Below are 4,288 nucleotides of genomic sequence, written 5' to 3' on the forward strand. Positions count from 1 at the left end.
CGTGACCGAGACCCACCTTGCGGTCCTCTGCCACGGAGCCGGGAATGCAGAAGGCTTGCAGGCCCACGCCGATGGCTTCGGCGGCCTCGGCGGCGGTAGCCACGCCCTTTTTCAGCGCGATAGCCGCACCCACACAGTACGCCCAGCAGGCGTTGTCAAAGCAGATGGGCTGAATGCTTCTGGTGATCTCATAGGGATCAAACCTCGTGGCCTGACAGAGTTCGCGGCACTCCTCCACGGAGCCGATGCCGTACTCTTTGAGGACAGCGTTGATTTTTTCGATTCTTCTTTCGTAGCTTTCAAACAGAGCCATGTTTCTGTCCTCCTTTCTTATTCCTCGCGGGGGTCAATATATTTAGCGGCGTCCTCAAACTGGCCGTAATGGGATTTGGCCTTTTCCAGCGCCTCGTTTGCGTCCACGCCCTTTTTCACGGACTGCATCATCTTGCCGAGATTCACGAACTCGTAGCCCACGATTTCGCTGTCCTGATTCAGTGCCACGCGTGTGACATAGCCCTCTGCCATTTCCATATAGCGGGGACCCTTTTCCCGGGTTGCGAACATGGTGCCGATCTGGGACCGCAAGCCCTTGCCCAGGTCCTCCAAAGACGCACCCACGGGCAGGCCGCCTTCGGAAAAGGCGGTCTGGCTGCGGCCGTAGACAATCTGCAAAAACAGTTCCCGCATAGCGGTGTTGATAGCGTCGCACACCAGATCGGTGTTCAGCGCCTCCAAAATGGTCTTGCCCACCAGAATTTCAGAGGCCATGGCGGCGGAGTGGGTCATGCCGGAGCAGCCGATGGTTTCCACCAGCGCCTCCTCAATCACGCCCTCCTTCACGTTCAGCGTCAGCTTGCAGGCCCCCTGCTGGGGAGCGCACCAGCCTACACCGTGGGTCAGTCCCGAGATGTCCTTCACTTCCTTGGCCTGCACCCACTTTCCCTCCTGAGGGATGGGCGCCGGGCCATGATACGCGCCCTTGGCCACAGGGCACATATGCTGCACTTCGGCGGAATAAATCATATGAACGCTTCCTTTCCTGCGTTTTTCAAAACAGATGAGCCGGGGATTCTGTTGTTGAATTCCGCAGTTATTATACTGGTAAACGATTAACCTGTCAAGGAAGGAAAACCGGTATATCCGGGAATTTTCAATGAAAAGAGGCAGGTTTTTCAGGAGAAACTTTTTGCGGCGAAATCCCGAGGGAATAAAACGCTGCCCGCGCCCGGGCGGCGTCTACCCCGCGCTGGACGTTCATTAAAAGCAAAGAGGAGACGCCCGCCTGGGCGTCTCCTCTTTGACCGTTCAAGATAAAAGCATCTTCCCTCGCCCCGCAGATCTGCTTGCGGAAAAGAGTTCCCCTCAGCGCACGAGGAAGCTGCCGAACAAGGAGAGGAAAATGGGATTGTAGATGTCGTCGATCAGCACGGCGAAGGAGGGGTAAAGCACCCACGCCACGTTATGCCAACCATACTGATCCATCACCGCCTTTTCGTTTGCCACGGCGTTGGGCCCGGAGCCGCAGCCCCAGCCGCAGTTGCCTGCGGTCATCACGGCCGCGCCATAGTTCCGTCCGAACATGTTGTAGGAGATGAAAATGCCAAACAGGGCCATTAAAATCGCCTGCGCCAGCAGAATGATACCCATCTGCCCGGCTACGGAAGCCAGCTTCGTAATGTCAATGGTCATCAGCACCAACGCCAGATACAGCTCTAGGAACATGTGCTCAATGGCCTCCACCTCGGGCGTGTAAAACTTAATGTTAAAAGCTTCCATCACATTGCGGGCGATGGCGCCGGCAATTAGGCAGCCGATGAACTTGGGCATCTCAATCATGGGGATGCTGTCCAGCAGCATATAAATGGGCATGCCCAGCGCGGCCAGAAGCAGGCACATGGCGAACATAGAGATCATACGGCTGTTGTTCAGCCGGGGCTCCTGCCCCGCGGTCACGGATTCGGGCCTGTCGTTCGGGTCTGATTTCAGACCGTGGCGGCGGATGAGAAACGCGGCCACGGGGCCGCCGATTAAGGAGCCCATGATGTTGCCCATCGTTCCGGCGGCAACGCCCACGGTGGTGGCGTCGACCGCGCCCATGCCCTCAAAAATGGGGCCGAAGGCGGAAGCGGTGCCCACGCCGCCGGACATGGCGGCAGAGGAACACTGAAGTGCCAGCAGGGGATGCAGGCCGATCAGATTGCCTATGGCCACGCCCAGCAAATTCTGCATGGTGATCAGCAGACAGGCGGCGATGGCAATCATGGCGCACAGCTTTCCGCCCGCGTGGCGGATCATCTTCCAGCTAAATCCAAAGCCCACGCACAGGAAAAACAGGTTTTGACAAAGGTCCTGCACCACCTTTGTGTCAAAGGAAAAGGCCATGGCCCCGGATATTTTGATCAAGGCAATGATCAGCGAGAAAAGCAAACCGGAAACGACGGGGGCGGGAATTGCGTACTTGCGGAGAAGCTTGGAATGCCCCACCATGGCGCGCCCCCAAAAGATGACAATGGCGGCAAAGCCCAGCGAGGTGAGGTATTCAAATTTGAAGGCGGCAATTACTCCGTCCGCCGCAGGGGTAAAGGTTCCGAAATACTCCAGAATTTTCTCCATTTAGTTTCGTCCTTTCTGTTTGGGCCCGGCAAAGCAACGTTTTAAACAAGTATGGGTATCTAGGCGAGGAAGAATACGGAATTGCTTAAAATCTGTATCTCAAAGAGTTTGTTTAGTCAATTAAACAGTTAGAAAACGATTGCTTTGTGCATTCCGACCACTTTTTAATGGAACGCATGGAAGTATAACGCAGGAGGGAAATTTCGTCAAGAGGTTTTTTCACCGCAGGCGGACATAAAACGGGCTGCGGACGTGTCTTTGGACACATCCGCAGCCTTGTTTTCAGTGCGCTTGATCGGCTTCAAGCTGGGCCAAAAGCTCCCGGCAGGCAGAGGCATAGGCATCTTCCTCCATCCGGTAGACGGGAAGCTGCTTCGGCAGCTCTTCGCCCTCCCGGATTACATAGGGCATGAAAATTTTAAGCTGCGGGAATGGCCAAAATTTGGCCGATTTGAAGCTCATTCGGGTTTTTGACGGTGGCGATGTTGCGCTGGTAAATCACGCCCCACTTGGTTCCCGTACCGTAAAACTTCTGAGCGAGGTTCCACAGGCAGTCGCCAGCCTTTACCGTGTAGCTCTGGTCGGCGTCCGCCGGGCCAGAGGGGTTGACGGGCTCGGACTGCGGCGCGGGGACAACAGGGGTCTCAGTGGCAATGGCGCTCAGCTTGCCCGCCGCCCGCAGAGCTGGGCCGTTCAAGGAGGCCACATTGGGAGTGCGCCCATCTTCGGAGGTGGGGACGGTGAGCTCGCCGGAGCGCACCTTCTCATAGATTAGGTCCTTCTGAGAATCGCTCAGATCCGCGCCGGTAATTTTCCAGTTGTTGTCGCACTGGGGCATCAGAGGGGTTTTCAGACCGGCCACGTAGTCGGTAATCATATCCCGAACCGCGCCGCCCTCGTACACCACGTCGGACTCGTTCAAAAGCCCCGCAGTGACCAGACCGCCATAGCGATAGTTGTTCAGCGCCAGCACAAGAGTCTGGTTGTCCGTCAGGGACTTGCCCTGATAGGTGACGTTCTGGATGCGGGAGCCGGCGGGCTTGGAGATGTTGATCTCGTAGTTCACGCCCGCAAACTCGTCATAGTTGTACATCCGAATATTGGGGTTAAAGCTGATGGTCACGTCGCCGGAGACGTATTGGTTAAAGAAGTCGCCCGCCTGCCGCTCCATAATAGCCTTGAGTTGCTTGCCGGTGACCTTCACGCCGTAAAGCGTGTTGTCATATTTGTAGATTTTCACGCTGTCCCGGTTCAGGAAGGGACCCTTTTCCAGATTGGAGCTCGCGTCGAACAGGGCCGCCAGAGACACGTCCGCCTTGACGTTTTCCATCTGCACCTTGTTGATAAGATCCACAACGGGGTTGTCCTGCAAAATGGCGTTGGGGATGCCGGGGAGCAGCTCCACGGGGTTCAGGAACGTCTCACCCACTTCGCCCACTGCCTTGGAGGCCAGAGCTTTGCTCTTGTCGTCCAGAGACTTGAACCGCTTCAAAAACGCCGCGTCGGGCGTCACGGTGGAGCAGTCGAGCAGGTCGCCGTTGGCCTTCGTCACATCCCAGCCGCCGTCTTTTTTTGTCAGGGAAAGGGTTAGCTTGGTGACGTACTGCCCGTTGGAGCACGGCTCCAGCACAGGGTTGCAGTTGATATTCTCGTCAACCACGGAATGGTCGTGGCC

The 4,288-nt window shown here is 56.6% G+C and carries 5 protein-coding genes; all 5 read right to left on the reverse strand.

Features of this window, described 5'->3' with window-relative positions; genetic code table 11:
* Positions 1 to 313 (reverse strand): GGGtGRT protein (locus RTK01_RS14350; protein WP_312281624.1); only part of this gene is annotated, 313 nt, incomplete at its 3' end.
* 17 nt (positions 314 to 330) lie between these two features.
* The gene (locus RTK01_RS14355; protein WP_312281625.1) at positions 331 to 1,023 is read right to left on the reverse strand and encodes an iron-sulfur cluster assembly scaffold protein; all 693 of its coding nucleotides are present in this window, start codon (positions 1,021 to 1,023) and stop codon (positions 331 to 333) included.
* Between the two features lie 339 nt (positions 1,024 to 1,362).
* A complete protein-coding gene (locus RTK01_RS14360) occupies positions 1,363 to 2,613 on the reverse strand; it encodes a sodium/glutamate symporter (protein ID WP_312281626.1) in 1,251 nt (416 codons plus the stop codon).
* 282 nt (positions 2,614 to 2,895) lie between these two features.
* Positions 2,896 to 3,024, reverse strand: a complete 129-nt coding sequence (locus tag RTK01_RS14365) for a hypothetical protein (RefSeq protein ID WP_312281627.1) — start codon at positions 3,022 to 3,024, stop codon at positions 2,896 to 2,898.
* Between the two features lie 7 nt (positions 3,025 to 3,031).
* On the reverse strand, positions 3,032 to 4,288 hold a 1,257-nt coding region (locus RTK01_RS14370; protein ID WP_312281628.1), incomplete at its 5' end, for a 5'-nucleotidase C-terminal domain-containing protein.

The sequence above is a fragment of the Oscillibacter sp. genome (assembly GCF_031978065.1).
Classification (GTDB): domain Bacteria; phylum Bacillota; class Clostridia; order Oscillospirales; family Oscillospiraceae; genus Oscillibacter.